Below are 13410 nucleotides of genomic sequence, written 5' to 3' on the forward strand. Positions count from 1 at the left end.
CCACGTGATTGTGAGCTACGGCAACCATGGCATCCTCCAACCCCGCATTCTCCCGAAACGCCGCGTTCGGCGCTCCTGGCGCCACTGCAGGTGGCAAGGTGCTCTCCGACAGCGACCTGCAGAGCATGTTCAACGCTCCGTCGGCCGGCTCGCAGGACACCGATCGCATGAGCTACGACGACACCCTCCGCAAGACGGTGCTCAGCTTCGCCCTCCTGCTCGTGACCGCAGCCATCGGCTGGGTCGTCACGCCGGTGACGATGCTTCCGCTCATCGTCGGTGCGATCGCCGGGCTGGTGCTCGGCCTGGTCAACGCGTTCAAGAAGGAGCCGTCGCCGCCCCTGATCCTGGCCTACGCCGCGGCCCAGGGCCTCTTCGTCGGTGGCATCTCCATCGTCTTCGAGCAGATCTACCCGGGTGTCGTCACCCAGGCCGTTCTCGCAACGCTCGTCGTCGTCGGCGTCACCCTGGCCCTCTTCGCCAACGGTAAGATCCGCGCCTCGGCCAAGGCCACCAAGGTCTTCATGATCGCAATGATCGGCTACGGCGTGTTCTCGCTGATCAACTTCGGCATGATGGTCTTCGGCGCGACCGATAACGCCTTCGGCCTCCGCAGTGCGGAGATCTTCGGCATCCCGATCGGCCTCCTGATCGGCGTCCTCGCCGTGATCATGGCCGCGTACTCGCTGGTGCTCGATTTCGACTTCATCCAGCGCGGCGTCAACAACCGCGCCCCGCGCAAGTACGGCTGGACCGGCGCCTTCGGCATCATGCTGACCGTCGTCTGGCTCTACATCGAGATGCTGCGCATCTTCGCCATCGCCCGCGAGTAGCGCCCACCCCGCACCACCGCACCACCGCACCACCCGGAAGGGCCGCCCCCAGGAGCGGCCCTTCGTTCGTCCGCCCTCGCACCAAGCTCCCCCTCTCTCCCCCACCATCCGCGCGACAGTGCCCGTTCCGGTCGAGAGTGCCCGCAATACCGGTCACTCTCGACCGGAACGGCAACACTCACCCGAACCTGCGCGTCCGAGCGACCGCGAAGCGCAGCGCAGCGGGGAGTGGGCGGGTCGCGGGGTGTCGAGTTATGGGCGGTCGGGAGCACCCCGGAGCGAAGCGGAGGGGTGCTCCCGACCGCCCATTGTCTGAGCTGAGGAGCGACCCGCCCACTCCCCGCCCCCCCTGCCGAATGAAAAAACACCCCCGACCAGAAGTCGAGGGTGTTTCTTTTCACAGCAAGAGCGAGGAGCAGTCCCCTACTCCCATTCAATGGTCCCCGGCGGCTTCGACGTGACGTCGAGCACGACACGGTTCACCCCATCCACCTCGTTCGTGATCCGGTTCGAGATCCGGGCCAGCAGGTCGTACGGCAGGCGGGTCCAGTCGGCCGTCATGGCGTCTTCCGACGACACCGGGCGCAGCACGATCGGGTGCCCGTAGGTGCGGCCGTCGCCCTGCACGCCCACGGAGCGCACGTCGGCGAGCAGCACCACCGGGCACTGCCAGATCTCACGGTCGAGGCCGGCGGCCGTCAGCTCGGCGCGCACGATCGCATCCGCGTGGCGCAGCAAGTCGAGCCGGTCCTGCGTGATCGAGCCCACGATGCGGATGCCCAGGCCGGGTCCGGGGAACGGCTGACGCTGCACGATTTCGGCCGGCAGTCCCAGCTCGGCGCCGATCGCCCGCACCTCGTCCTTGAACAGTGTGCGCAGCGGTTCGATCAGTTCGAACTGCAGGTCTTCCGGCAGCCCGCCCACGTTGTGGTGGCTCTTGATGTTGGCCGTGCCGCTGCCGCCGCCGGACTCGACGACGTCCGGGTACAGGGTGCCCTGCACGAGGAAGCGGATCGGGTCGCCATCAGTTTCTGCCGCCTCCTTGATCAGCTCGGCCTGGGCCTGCTCGAAGGTGCGGATGAACTCGCGGCCGATGATCTTGCGCTTGGTCTCCGGGTCGCTGACGCCCTCGAGCGCGGTCAGGAACTGCTCGCGCACGTCGACGGTGACCAGGCGCACGCCGGTGGCCTTGACATAGTCTTCCTCGACCTGGCGGCGCTCGTCCTGGCGCAGCAGGCCGTGGTCGACGAACACGCAGACGAGCTGGTCGCCGATGGCCTTGTGCACGAGGGCGGCGGCCACGGCGGAGTCGACGCCGCCGGACAGCCCGCAGATGACCTTGCCGGTGCCGACCTGAGCCTGGATGCGGGCCACCTGTTCGGCGATGACGTTGCCGCTGTTCCAGTCGGCGGGGATGCCGGCGGCGCGGTGCAGGAAGTTCTCGAGCACGTTCTGGCCGAATTCGGAGTGCTTGACCTCGGGGTGCCACTGCACACCGTAGAGGCGGCGCTCGTCGTTCGCGAACGCGGCGACGGGGGTGGACTCGGTGGAGGCGAGCACGGTGAATCCCGCGGGGGCCTTCGACACGGAGTCGCCGTGGCTCATCCAGGCGGTCTGCTCGGCCGGCTGGCCGGCGAGCAGCGCGTTGCCGCTGTCGGTGACCCTGACCGGGGTCGCGCCGTACTCGCTCTGGCCGGTTCGGGCCACCTCACCGCCGAGGGTCGTTGCCATCACCTGGAAGCCGTAGCAGATGCCCAGGATCGGAATGCCGAGGTCGAAGATGGCCGGGTCGAAGGTGGGGGCACCCTCGGCGTAGACGCTGGACGGCCCGCCGCTGAGCACGATGCCGAGCGGGTTCTTCTCGGCAACCTCGGCCGCGGTGATCGAGTGGGTCACGATTTCGGAGTAGACGGATGCCTCACGCACGCGGCGCGCGATCAGCTGCGCGTACTGGGCGCCGAAGTCGACCACCAGAACGGGGCGTGCGCCGGTCTGCGCGCTCACAGCGGCGCTCACGGACGGGCCTTCGCCGCGGCGGCAGACGTGTCGGCGTGCGTCGCCAGGAAGGCGTTGACCTCGCGCGCAACGCGCACCTCGAGGAAGAAGGACAGGGTAGGAATGATGCCTCCGAGTGCGATCAGCAGGAACTTGGGGAATGACCAGCGCATCAGGCTCCAGAGCTGGAAGTCGCTGAACAGGTAGAGCACGTAGAGCCAGCCGTGCACAATCAGGATGCCGGTGCTCACGTTGAACGCGGTCACCGAGTCCCGGGCGGTGAGGGCGATGATCCCGTTCGGGCCGCCCGCTTCGATTTCGAGCTGAAGCACGAACTTCAGGAAGACCTCGACGCAGAGCAGCAGCAGGAAGACACCGGTGATGACCGAGGAGACCTTGTAGAGCCGGAGCGCGCCGGGGATTTTGGGGATGTCGGCAGGCTTGGGGTCAAGTGGCATAAGCCAATTCTAGACGGCCTCCGCCGCGTCGATGGCGGCCTGTTCCATCTGCCGTTCCCAGTCGTCCCGCACCAGGCGGTACCAGAGGAAGACCGCGAAGCCGGCGAAGACCGCCCATTCCAGGGCGTAGAAGATGTTCAGCCAGTTGACCGAGGCGTCGTTGCCGGGCACGGGCGAGTCGATCACGGTCAGGTTCGCGGCGGCATCCGTGTCGACGATGTAGCCGGCGTAGACGGACTGGTCGGTGAAGTCGGTCCACTGGTTGATCAGCGCGGCGGTGGAGACGGTGGTCTGGGTCTGCGGGTCGCTGTCGGCGTCGGGCACGGCCGGGGCCTCGGAGGGCACGAACCGACCGGTCACGCTCTGCGGCTGCCGGGCCGGCTGGGCCGCGAGCTCCCCGATCGCCGCCCGGGCTTCCGCCTCGGAGGCCGCCCAGCCGCGAGCAACGGCGATGGTGGAGACGGGCACGGATGCCGTTGCCGCGGTCTCGAAGCGGCTCACCACCCAGAACCCGAGCTCGCCCCCGTTGAGACGTTCGCTGATCAGCGTTTCATCGCCCGGCAGGTAGGAACCGTCAACCGTGACGAGCTGCCCGGTGGCGGCCTCGCGGGGCGGCCCGTCGGGCTGCAGGGCGGCGTCGAGGGGCTGCACGGTTTCGGTGCTGCGCTCCACGACCTCGCCGGAGGCGATGGCGCGTTCGAGCTGCCACCGGCCGAGGAGGGCGAAGGCCGCGGCGATGGCGAGCGCCAGGAGCAGGGCGAGCAGCCACCGGGGGCGGAGCATGGTCTTGATCATCAGTAGTCCCCTGAGGCCGTGTCGCGCACCGGCTTGTCGGCCGGTCCGGTTTCGGCGGGAAGCCGGCCGGAAATGAAATCGAGCATCGAGTCGCTGTCGGCGAGTTCGTCAGCGTCAGCGTCAGCGTCGGCGTCCACGCCGGAATCCAGGTCGCCGACCGCGTCGGGAGAGGTCGGCGCCGGCGGTGCAGGCCGTCCGCGGCGGTCGGCGGCGAGGCGGTCGGCGGCGCGCTGCGCATCCGGGCCGCTGTCGGCCTTGATGGCCGCCTCCACCAGGGCGATTTCCTCTTCCAGCATCCGGTCGTGGGCGCGCTGCCGCGACGGAACGATGGCCCGGCGCCGGCGCAGGGCCGCCCCGATCTTCTCGGAGTTCGCCGCGAAAATCGGCCCGAGGATCGCCATCGTGAGCACGTAGAGTCCGGCGAAGGGCTGTAACCGCTGATCGAGGCCCGCGGTCACCGACAGGGTCGCGAGGATCAGCGTGAACTCGCCGCGGTTGACGAAGATGGCCGCGGTGTTGAGCCCCTCCCGCGGGCCCATGCCGTGCAGCTTGGCCATCAGCATGCCGGAGATCAGGCTCAGCACGAAGGTCATGCCCACGGCCGCGACGACGATCGTGATCACCGACCCGAATTCGGCCACGTTCAGCGCCAGACCGAAGTTGAGAAAGAAGAAGGCCCCGAACACGTCGCGCAGGGGAACGGCGACGCGTTCGATCCGTCCGCGGTACGTGCTCGCGCCGAGCACCACCCCGATCAGGAAGGCGCCGATCGCATCCGTCACCCCGATGATCTCGCCGATCCCGGCGAACAGCACGGCGAGCCCGAAGAACAGGATAGTGAACAGCTCGTCATCCTTGGTGCGCATCAGCCGGGACACGACCTTGGCCCCCCAGCGGGCCACCGAGAACATCACGACGAGGAAGAGGAAGGCGATGCTCAGTTGCAGCACGATCGGCCAGACCTCGGTCTTGCCGCTGAGCACGACGGACACGATCGCCAGGTAGACCGCGATGAAAATGTCGCCGACGACGGTCACTCCGAGGATCATCGGGGTTTCCTTGTTCGCCAGGCGGCGCAGTTCGATCAGGAGCTTGGTGATGATGGCACTCGAGGAGGTGCCGGTCATCCCGGCGATCACGAGAGCCTCCCGGCTGCCCCAGCCGACCATCAGGCCGAACGCGAAGCCGACTCCCATATTGATCAGAACGTAGGAGCCACCGGAGAGCAGGAGTTTTCCGGCGTCACCGAAGAACGCCTCCTGGTCGAATTCGAGGCCGAGACTGAAGAGGAGCAGGATCAACCCGAACGTCGCGATCAGGGCGATGTCCGCCGACTGGAAGTCGAGCGGGAACCAGCCGCTGTTCGGGCTCGCCATCAGTCCGACGATCATGTAGATCGGGATGGACGGCAGTCCGATCAGCTTTCCGGCGCGACCGAGCAGATACGCAACGACCAGCAGAATGCCAAGAGTGATGAGGTCTTCGCCGAGATGCATCGGCTATCCTCCGGGCGGCGCGTCGAGGGATTTGGGCTTGACCTCGCCGGTGCGGAAGAAGGCGAACGCCTTCGCGACCTTCTCCGGAGACCCGGCGACGACCAGGGTGTCCCCGGGGAAGACACGGAAGTCGTGGGCGGGCGCCGGGTTGGCGGACTCCCCGCGCACGACGGCCACGACCGTGAGGCCGGCGATCCCGCGGTCGGCGGGGTTGCCCAGCGGCTGGCCGGCGATGTGGTCCTCGTAGTCCACGGTGAACCAGTCGATGCTGAGCCCGGGGATCTGGTCCAGCGCGGTGAGCGACTCGGTGATCTGGGTGCCGCCGAGCAGTTCGGCGAGGGTGTGCGCCTCGTCTTCCTTCAGACGCAGGGACACCTTGGCCGCGTCGGGCCCGCCCTCGTCGTCCGCGAAGGTGATGAGGTCGCTGTGCCCGGAGCGGTGGGCGATGACGCCGACTTTGCCGCCGTCATCCGTAATGAAGGTGTGCAGCACTCCCACCCCGGGAAGTTTGACCCGCCGAACGTCAACCATGGTGCGACTCCTGAGGTTTGTGGGCAGTCAGGCCAGTCTACCGGAGCGAGTTTGGGTGACGGATGCGGCGGGTGCGCCCCTACTTCGTGACCCCGATGTCCGGGGCCTCGAGGCGCGCGCGGTCGGCGGACTCGTCGTCGGGCTGCTGTTGCGACGCACGCTCCGCCGCCACCCGCTTGAGATAGTGGCCGACTTCGCGTTCTTCCCGGGCCTCGTCCCAGCCGAGCACGCCGGCCATCAGCCGGGCCGCCACGGGGGCGGCGGACACCCCGCGGTCCCAGGCCTCGATTGAGATCCGGGTGCGGCGCGCCAGCACGTCTTCGAGGTGCAGGGCACCCAGATGTGTGGCGGCGTAGACCACCTCCGCCTCGATGTAGTCGTCGGCCCCCGGGAGCGGGTCGGCGAGAGACGGCGTGGCGCGGATCAGGTCGAGCAGCTCGTCGGTCAGGGTGCCGTACCGGTTGAGCAGGTGCTCGACGCGCACGGTGTGCAGGCCGAAGGCCCGGGCGATCCGGCTGCGCTTGTTCCAGGCGGCCTGGTAGCCCTCGGCGCCGAGCAGGGGGATGTCGTGGGTGGTGGAGGCCGGCACGCGTTCGTCGAGCGCGTCGGCGGCCGCATCGATCGCATCCTTCGCCATCACCCGGTACGTGGTCCATTTTCCGCCCGCGATCACCACGAGTCCGGGAACGGAGTGCCCGACCAGGTGTTCGCGCGACAGCTTGGAGGTGCTCTCCGACTCGCCGGCCAGCAGCGGCCGGAGGCCCGCGTACACGCCCTCGACGTCTTCCCGGGTGAGCGGCACCCGCAACACCGCGTTCACATGCTCGAGCAGGTAATCGATGTCGGCGGCCGTGGCGGCGGGATGCGCCTTGTCCAGGTGCCAGTCGGTGTCGGTCGTGCCGATCAGCCAGTGTCGTCCCCACGGGATGACGAAGAGCACGCTCTTCTCGGTGCGCAGCAACAGGCCCATCGCCGACTGGAACCGGTCCCGGGGCACGACCAGGTGCACCCCCTTCGACGCCCGCACCTTGAAGGTGCCGCGTTCGCCGACCATGCGCTGGGTGTCGTCCGTCCAGACTCCGGTCGCGTTCACGACCTGACGGGCCCGAACGTCGAACCGCTCCCCGGTCTGCAGGTCGTGGGCGTGCACGCCGACGACCCGCTCGCCGACCTTGATGAAACCTTCGACGCGGACCCGGCTGGCCGCATGCGCCCCGTAGAACGAGGCGGTGCGCACGAGCGAGGCCACGTAGAGCGCGTCGTCGACCTGGCCGTCGTAGTAGGTGATGCCGCCGACGATCGTGTCGGTGTTCAGGCTCGGCAGGAGCCCCTTCACCTGACGCTTGGACAGGTGGCGGTGGTGCGGCACTCCGGGGCGCCCGCCCGCATAGGAGAACAGGTCGTAGAGCAGCATGCCCGCGCCCACATAGAAGCGCTCGGTGACCCGCTTCCGGAGCGGGTAGAGAAACCGCACGGGCTTCACCAGGTGCGGGGCGATGCGCTGCAGGAGCAGCCCGCGTTCGGTCAGCGCCTCGCGCACCAGCCGGAAATCGGCCTGCTCCAGGTAACGGATGCCGCCGTGCACCAGTTTCGACGACCGGCTCGACGTTCCCGACGCCCAGTCCCTGGCCTCGAGGATGCCCACGCTCAGACCGCGGGTGACCGCGTCCAGTGCGGCGCCGGCACCGACGATGCCGCCGCCCACGACCAGGATGTCGAGCTCCTTGCCCTTCAACCGTTCGAGGGCCGCGGCCCGTTCTTCCGGTCCCAGCTTCGTGGACCGTGACGCCGAGTTGCCTGATGCCATGTGCTCACTCCCATTTCGGATGGTCTGGTGTGTACACAAAAGCTAGTTCACTCGGTACGGCGCGACAACCGCCCCCCGGGCCGGATCCGGCCGGTGACGGCCTAGTTCCCCCGGTAGGGAGCGACGACCACCTCGACGCGCTGGAATTCCTTCAGGTCCGAATAGCCGGTCGTGGCCATCGAACGGCGCAGGGCACCGACGAGGTTCGCGGTGCCGTCGGCGATCGGCGTCGGGCCGTTGAGAATGGTCTCGAGCGGCGCGAGGGCGCCGACCTCGACCCGCTGGCCGCGCGGCAGCTTCGGGTGGTGCACCTCGGCACCCCAGTGGAACCCGCCGCCGGGGGCATCCGTCGCCCGGGCGAGGGCGGTGCCGAGCATGACCGCGTCGGCGCCGCAGGCGATGGCCTTGACGATGTCGCCGGAGGTGTTGAGGCCGCCGTCGGCGATGACGTGCACGTAGCGTCCGCCGGACTCGTCCATGTAGTCCCGGCGGGCGCCGGCGACATCCGCCACGGCCGTGGCCATGGGCGCGTGGATGCCGAGGGAGGCGCGCGTGGTCGAGGCAGCGCCGCCGCCGAAGCCCACGAGCACGCCGGCCGCGCCGGTGCGCATCAGGTGCAGGGCCGCGGTGTACGTCGCCGCACCGCCCACGATCACGGGCACATCGAGCTCGTAGATGAACTTCTTCAGGTTGAGGGGTTCCTGGTTCTGCGAGACGTGCTCGGCAGAGACTGTGGTGCCGCGGATGACGAACAGGTCGACTCCGGCGGCGACGACGGTCTCGTACAGTTCCTGCGTGCGCTGCGGCGACAGGGCACCGGCCACGGTCACACCGGCCGCGCGGATCTCCGCGAGGCGCGCGGTGACGAGTTCGGGCTTGATCGGCTCGGCGTACATCTCCTGCATACGCGCGGTGGCCCGGTCGGCGGGAAGCTCACGGATCTCGGCGAGGAGAGGCTCGGGGTCGTCGTAGCGGGTCCAGAGGCCCTCGAGGTCGAGCACGCCGACGCCGCCGAGCTGGCCCATCATGATGGCCGTCTTCGGCGACACCACGGAGTCCATCGGCGCCGCGAGGAACGGGATCGAGAACTGGTACGCGTCGATGGTCCAGCTGACGGACACGTCCTCCGGGTCGCGGGTGCGCCGACTGGGCACAATCGCGATGTCGTCGAAGGCGTACACGCGGCGAGCGCGCTTGGAGCGGCCGATCTCGATTTCCATGACTTCAGTTTAGAGGCAGCGAGGCTCCTCGACGACGGATGCCGCGAGGTGCATCCTGAGGTGATGGACGTCATCGCCGACCCTCTGTCCTTGCTGCGCGAGCGCACGAGCATGAAATGGCGCAGTTTTCCCGCCGATGTTCTGCCGCTCTTCGTCGCCGAATCCGACTTCCCGCTTGCGGCACCCGTGGCCGAAGCGCTGATCGCGGCGGTGCGGCGCAGCGACACCGGGTACGTCGCTCCGGTCAACGGGCTCGCCGAGGCTTTCGCAGGCTTCGCCGGCCGCCGCTGGGGCTGGCCGGTCGACCCGGAACAGGTGAGCACGACGACGGATGTCAGCGTGGCCATCGTGGAGACGCTGCGACTGCTGATCCGGCCCGGCGACCGGGTCGCGATCACGCCACCGGTGTACCCGCCGTTCTTCGACCTCGTCCCCGAGGCCGCAGGCCAGGTGGTTTCCGTCCCGCTCCTGAACGGGCAGACAGGCTGGACCCTCGACCTCGATGGCCTGGAGCGAGCGTTCCAGAACGACGTGCGCGCCGTGCTGCTCAGCAACCCGCACAACCCGGTCGGCCATCCGCACACCGTCGAAGACCTCACGGCACTGTCCGTACTCGCCGCACGGTACGGCGTCACGGTGGTCAGCGACGAGGTGCATGCCCCGCTGACCTACGCCGACGCCGTCTTCACGCCCTACCTGACCGTCTCCCCCGAGGCCGCCGACCACGGCGTCTGCGTGACCAGCGCCAGCAAGGCGTGGAACCTGGCCGGCCTCAAATGTGCCGTGATCGTCACGGCAGGCGAACGGATGCGCGCCGCGCTCGCGCCCCTGCCGCGGGAGGTGTCCTGGCGCACGAGCCAGTTCGGCCTGATCGCGGGCATCGCCGCCTACACCCACGGCGAGTCGTGGCTGGACGGTTCGATCGCGGCGCTCGACACCAACCGCGGGTTGCTCACCGCCCTGCTCGACGCGGAGCTTCCCGGAGTCGGCTACCGGCCGCCCGACGCCGGCTACCTCGCCTGGCTCGACCTGCGCAGCCTCGGCTGGGGTGGCGACCCGGCCCTGGTCGCGCTCGAACAGGCGCGGGTCGCGCTCAGCCCCGGCCCCCTGTTCGGCGAACCGGGGCGGGGCTTCGCCCGGCTCAACTTCGGCTGTTCGCCCGAGGTGCTCGCCGAGGCGGTCTCCCGGCTGGCCGCTGTCGTGTAGCTCGTGCTCTAGCGGCGGTAGTTGGGTGCCTCGACCACGATCTGCACGTCGTGCGGGTGCGACTCCTTCAGCCCCGCGGAGGTGATCCGCACGAACTTGCCCTTCTGCTTGAGCTCGTCGATCGTGCGCGCGCCCACGTAGAACATGGACTGGCGCAGGCCGCCGATCAGCTGGTACGCCACGGCGGACACCGGTCCGCGATAGGGAACCTGGCCTTCGATGCCTTCCGGGATGAGCTTGTCGTCGGAGGGGACATCCGATTGGAAGTAGCGGTCCTTGGAGTAGGAGGTCTTGGTGCCGCGGCTTTGCAGCGCGCCGAGCGAGCCCATGCCGCGGTAGGTCTTGAACTGCTTGCCGTTGACGAAGACGAGTTCGCCGGGGCTCTCGTCACAGCCGGCGAGCAGGGATCCGAGCATGACGGTGTCCGCTCCGGCAACCAGGGCCTTGGCGATGTCGCCGGAATACTGCAGTCCGCCGTCGGCGATCACCGGGATGCCGGCCTCCCGCGCCGCGAGCGACGCCTGGTAGACGGCGGTGATCTGCGGCACGCCGACGCCGGCGACGATGCGCGTGGTGCAGATCGAGCCGGGGCCGACGCCCACCTTGATCGCGTCCGCGCCGGCGTCGATGAGGGCCTGGGCGCCGGAACGGGTGGCCACGTTGCCGCCGATCACGTCGACCGCCTCGAACGCCGGGTCGGACTTCAGGCGACGGATGATCTCGAGCACCCCGGCGCTGTCGCCGTTCGCGGTGTCGACCACGAGCACGTCGACGCCCGCGTCGAGCAGGGCGGTGGCGCGCTGCCAGGCGTCGCCGAAGAAGCCGATGGCCGCGCCCACGCGCAGGCGCCCGGCGTCATCCTTGGTGGCGAAGGGGTATTCCTCGCTCTTGTCGAAGTCCTTGACCGTGATCAGGCCGGTGAGGCGGCCGTGGTCGTCCACGAGAGGAAGCTTCTCGATCTTGTGGGTGGCGAAGATGGCGACGGCGTCCATCGGGGCCATGCCCACCTTGCCCGTGATCAGCGGGGCCGTGGTCATCACCTCGCGCACCCGGGTGGTGTGCTTCTTGGTGCTGGAGACGAAGCGCATGTCCCGGTTGGTGATGATTCCCACGAGCACGCCGTCGGCGTCGATGACGGGAAGGCCGCTGATGCGGAACTGCCCGCAGAGGGCGTCGACCTCCGCGACGGTGGCATCGGGCGAAGTTGTTACCGGATTGGTAATCATGCCGGATTCACTGCGTTTGACGAGGTCGACCTGCTCGGCCTGGTCCGCGATCGACAGGTTGCGGTGCAGCACGCCGAGGCCGCCTTCGCGGGCCATCGCGATGGCCATCCGGGTCTCGGTGACGGTGTCCATCGCACTGGACAGGAGCGGGGTGGCCACGCTGATTCGGCGCGTCAGGCGAGACAGGGTCTCGGCTTCACTGGGAATCACGTCGGTGTGCCCCGGAAGAAGAAGGACGTCGTCGTACGTCAGCCCGGTGAAACCGAACGGATCTGGCTGATCCATGAAACCCCTTTTACAGATGCGAGAAAGTGGAAAAAGACCGGCGTTCCAACTCAAAGTCCGGCTTGTCAATGTTAAGCGACGTTGCGCTCCATGCATTCCTCGACAGAGAATCTAGGGAGTGCCGGTGCCCGTCGTAACATTTGCGACATAATCGTCATTTACTGTCGACAAAGATGTTGGCAGGTGAGACCCGGGGCACGCTCGGTCGCAGACCCAACGGTGCCCCCATGGAGGTGCAGTGAATTCCACTGAAGCTGTTCGCAGATTCTCACCCAGGATGCTGGTGATCTTTCTCGGCCTGCTCTTCGCAGCCTTGACGATGTCCACATTCGCCACGCTCTCCGCCGGTCCGGCTCACGCCGACGAGGTGGGCACCGATGAGTATGACTTCGTCCTCTCCGGCAACGTGCAGTTCAATCAGGAACCGCTCGAGGGCGTGTTGATCACCGTCGAGGGATCCGGCTACGAGGCATCCGTGAAGACGGGCGTCGACGGCAAGTGGAAGGTGGGTGTGCCCGAGAAGGCCACCTACACCGTCTCCCTCGACGAGGACACGCTGCCCGAGGGCGTCATCGTCGCCAAGGGCGGCAGCACGACCGAGGCAGAGTTCGGCCTCACCAAGGTCAAGGCGGTCAACTTCTTCCTCGGCGAGGGCGTGCGCACGACGGTCAGCTTCTTCGACCAGTTCGTCAATCGTTTCGTCAACGGGTTGAACTTCGGTCTGCTTCTGGCCCTCGCCGCGATCGGGCTGTCCCTGATCTTCGGCACCACCGGGCTGAGCAACTTCGCCCACGCCGAGATGATCACCTTCGGCGCGCTGATGACGCTCCTGTTCTCGGTCACCCTGGGAGTTCCGATCTGGTTGGCGATCATCGTCGCGATCGTGCTCAGTGCAGGTCTCGGCTGGAGCCTGGACGCGGCAATCTGGAAACCGCTGCGCCGCAAAGGCGTCGGCTTGATCCCGCTGATGATCGTGAGCATCGGACTCTCCCTCGCCCTCCGCTACCTGTTCCAGATCTTCGTCGGCGGCGGAACCAGTCAGCTTCCCGGCTCCGGCCTGGCGGACATGCAGCTCGGTCCGATCCGGCTCTCGGCGATCGACCTGGCCAGCATGGGCGTCAGCATCGTGGTGCTGCTGGCGGTCTCCTACTTCCTGCTGCGCACCCGTATCGGCAAGGCCACCCGCGCCGTGTCCGACAATCCCAGTCTGGCCTCGGCCAGCGGGATCGACGTCGATGGCGTCATCCGGATCGTCTGGGTGCTCGGTGGCGGCCTCGCCGGGCTCAGCGGCGTGCTGTGGGCCTACTTCCGCCCCGGCGTCAGCTGGGACATGGGCTTCCAGATCCTGCTGCTCGTGTTCGCGGCTGTGACCCTCGGCGGTCTCGGCACCGCCTTCGGCGCCCTGATCGGTTCGATCATCGTCGGCCTGTTCGTCGAACTGTCGACGCTGTGGCTTCCCTCCGACCTTAAATACGTCGGTGCACTTGTCGTGCTGATCCTGGTGCTGCTGCTTCGGCCGCAAGGCATCCTGGGTCGCAAAGAGAGAATTGGCTAGAAG

The 13410-nt window shown here is 68.0% G+C and carries 11 protein-coding genes; 3 read left to right on the forward strand and 8 right to left on the reverse strand.

The annotated features are described in order from the left end of the window. Window positions 1–26 precede the first annotated feature (26 nt). Window positions 27–833, forward strand: a complete 807-nt coding sequence (locus tag AC0J5J_RS07730; RefSeq protein WP_134423751.1) for a Bax inhibitor-1/YccA family protein — start codon at window positions 27–29, stop codon at window positions 831–833. Window positions 834–1256: 423 nt separating this feature from the next. On the opposite strand, the gene guaA is transcribed toward AC0J5J_RS07730, so the two are convergent. The 7 genes from guaA to AC0J5J_RS07765 all read right to left on the reverse strand — a co-directional run bounded on the left by guaA (window position 1257) and on the right by AC0J5J_RS07765 (window position 9135). Then, window positions 1257–2849, reverse strand: coding sequence for a glutamine-hydrolyzing GMP synthase (gene guaA / locus AC0J5J_RS07735; RefSeq protein ID WP_474897377.1), 1593 nt, complete (start codon window positions 2847–2849; stop codon window positions 1257–1259). After that, window positions 2846–3286, reverse strand: coding sequence for a DUF3817 domain-containing protein (locus tag AC0J5J_RS07740; RefSeq protein WP_134423752.1), 441 nt, complete (start codon window positions 3284–3286; stop codon window positions 2846–2848). The genes guaA and AC0J5J_RS07740 overlap by 4 nt, the downstream gene beginning before the upstream one ends. Window positions 3287–3295: 9 nt before the next feature. Beyond that, a complete protein-coding gene (locus tag AC0J5J_RS07745; protein ID WP_474897379.1) occupies window positions 3296–4081 on the reverse strand; it encodes an SURF1 family protein in 786 nt (261 codons plus the stop codon). Continuing rightward, entirely contained in the window at window positions 4081–5577 is a 1497-nt protein-coding gene (locus AC0J5J_RS07750) for a cation:proton antiporter (RefSeq protein WP_474897381.1), read from the reverse strand. The genes AC0J5J_RS07745 and AC0J5J_RS07750 overlap by 1 nt, the downstream gene beginning before the upstream one ends. 3 nt (window positions 5578–5580) lie before the next feature. Next, on the reverse strand, window positions 5581–6108 hold the full coding sequence (locus AC0J5J_RS07755; protein ID WP_134423755.1) for a cation:proton antiporter regulatory subunit: 528 nt from the start codon (window positions 6106–6108) through the stop codon (window positions 5581–5583). 79 nt (window positions 6109–6187) lie between these two features. Next, window positions 6188–7915, reverse strand: coding sequence for a glycerol-3-phosphate dehydrogenase/oxidase (locus AC0J5J_RS07760; protein ID WP_474897382.1), 1728 nt, complete (start codon window positions 7913–7915; stop codon window positions 6188–6190). 101 nt (window positions 7916–8016) lie between these two features. After that, window positions 8017–9135 carry a GuaB3 family IMP dehydrogenase-related protein gene (locus AC0J5J_RS07765; RefSeq protein ID WP_134423757.1) on the reverse strand — a complete coding sequence of 373 codons (1119 nt, stop codon included), beginning with the start codon at window positions 9133–9135 and terminating at the stop codon, window positions 8017–8019. A 63-nt stretch (window positions 9136–9198) separates the two neighbouring features. Between AC0J5J_RS07765 and AC0J5J_RS07770 the strand changes: the two genes are divergently transcribed. Then, complete coding sequence (locus AC0J5J_RS07770) at window positions 9199–10341, forward strand: MalY/PatB family protein (RefSeq protein WP_474897384.1); 1143 nt, start codon at window positions 9199–9201, stop codon at window positions 10339–10341. 8 nt (window positions 10342–10349) lie between these two features. Here the strand turns inward: AC0J5J_RS07770 and guaB are convergent, their stop codons facing one another. Then, window positions 10350–11852 (reverse strand): IMP dehydrogenase, encoded by a 1503-nt coding sequence (gene guaB, locus AC0J5J_RS07775; RefSeq protein WP_134423759.1) that lies wholly within the window; start codon window positions 11850–11852, stop codon window positions 10350–10352. Window positions 11853–12129: 277 nt separating this feature from the next. Between guaB and AC0J5J_RS07780 the strand changes: the two genes are divergently transcribed. Beyond that, window positions 12130–13407, forward strand: a complete 1278-nt coding sequence (locus AC0J5J_RS07780; protein WP_134423760.1) for a branched-chain amino acid ABC transporter permease — start codon at window positions 12130–12132, stop codon at window positions 13405–13407. Window positions 13408–13410 lie beyond the last annotated feature (3 nt).

The organism is Cryobacterium sp. TS_SC_7, from assembly GCF_056156285.1.

Excerpts from the sequence above, each read along its gene's own strand:
- AC0J5J_RS07730 (WP_134423751.1), top strand. The coding sequence starts at position 27 with ATGGCATCCTCCAACCCCGCATTCTCCCGAAACGCCGCGTTCGGCGCT.
- AC0J5J_RS07740 (WP_134423752.1), bottom strand. The coding sequence starts at position 3,286 with ATGCCACTTGACCCCAAGCCTGCCGACATCCCCAAAATCCCCGGCGCG.
- AC0J5J_RS07745 (WP_474897379.1), bottom strand. The coding sequence starts at position 4,081 with ATGATCAAGACCATGCTCCGCCCCCGGTGGCTGCTCGCCCTGCTCCTG.
- AC0J5J_RS07750 (WP_474897381.1), bottom strand. The coding sequence starts at position 5,577 with ATGCATCTCGGCGAAGACCTCATCACTCTTGGCATTCTGCTGGTCGTT.
- AC0J5J_RS07755 (WP_134423755.1), bottom strand. The coding sequence starts at position 6,108 with ATGGTTGACGTTCGGCGGGTCAAACTTCCCGGGGTGGGAGTGCTGCAC.
- AC0J5J_RS07760 (WP_474897382.1), bottom strand. The coding sequence starts at position 7,915 with ATGGCATCAGGCAACTCGGCGTCACGGTCCACGAAGCTGGGACCGGAA.
- AC0J5J_RS07765 (WP_134423757.1), bottom strand. The coding sequence starts at position 9,135 with ATGGAAATCGAGATCGGCCGCTCCAAGCGCGCTCGCCGCGTGTACGCC.
- AC0J5J_RS07770 (WP_474897384.1), top strand. The coding sequence starts at position 9,199 with ATGGACGTCATCGCCGACCCTCTGTCCTTGCTGCGCGAGCGCACGAGC.
- guaB (WP_134423759.1), bottom strand. The coding sequence starts at position 11,852 with ATGGATCAGCCAGATCCGTTCGGTTTCACCGGGCTGACGTACGACGAC.
- AC0J5J_RS07780 (WP_134423760.1), top strand. The coding sequence starts at position 12,130 with ATGCTGGTGATCTTTCTCGGCCTGCTCTTCGCAGCCTTGACGATGTCC.